The sequence below is a fragment of the Arthrobacter sp. 05T423 genome (genome assembly GCF_056396245.1).
This window is the reverse complement of the sequence record NZ_JBFTLC010000099.1, coordinates 1-801: the sequence shown is the minus strand read 5'-3', so window position 1 is coordinate 801 and position 801 is coordinate 1. Positions and strand designations below refer to the sequence as shown.

General features: G+C 64.9%; 1 pseudogene. It reads right to left on the bottom strand.

Features of this window, described 5'->3' with window-relative positions:
• Positions 1 to 801: pseudogene (locus AC1DFE_RS24070) on the bottom strand (IS481 family transposase); the annotation flags it as partial.

Sequence of the window (801 nt, the reverse complement as noted above, 5' to 3'; positions counted from 1 at the left end):
TGATGATTGTAGTGATGGAGCCAGTCGGCGAATGCGGCAACACGCTCGCTTTCTGACGCATAGGGCTTCGCGTAGGCCCATTCATCGAGCATGGTGCGGTTGTATCGCTCAACTTTGCCGTTTGTCTGCGGCCTGTAGGGCGGGTGCGTTTGTGCTTGATTTCCCTGCCCAGGGCGTCTTTGAAGGCGTGGGAGCGGTAGCAGGATCCGTTGTCGGTCAGGACGCGTTTGACGGTGATTCCGCAGGATTCGAAGTAGGCGTTGGCGCGTTCCCAGAAGCCGGCGGCGGTGTCCTTTTTCTCATCGGTCAGGATCTCGGTGTAAGCGAGCCGGGAATGGTCATCGACGGCGTTATGGAGGAAAGCGTAGCCCGGTCGACGGTTCGCCGTGGTGCCGGTCTTGTTGCGGTTTCCGGCGGCCCTGCCGATGCTCCGGTGTCCGCCGCCGTCAGGGATGCGTCCGAGTTTCTTGATGTCGACGTGGACCAGGTCACCAGGGCTTTGGTGCTCGTAGCGGCGGATCACCCTCCGGTGGCACGGTCGAGCCAGGACAGCCGGGCCAGCCCGAACCTGGACAGGACCCGGTGCACCGTGGAGGSATGGATGCCCAGCAGAAAGCCGATCCTGGCCGGCCCCCACCGGCGGTTGACCCTGATCGCAATGATCCGCCGCTCCCGCCGCACCGGCGTCCGCTGCGGGGAGCTGACGGGCCGGCTGGAACGGTCCTGCATCCCGTCCTCACCGTGGTCCCGGTAGCGGGCGGCCCAGCGCGCCGCTGTCGTAACCGACACCTGGAACCGTTC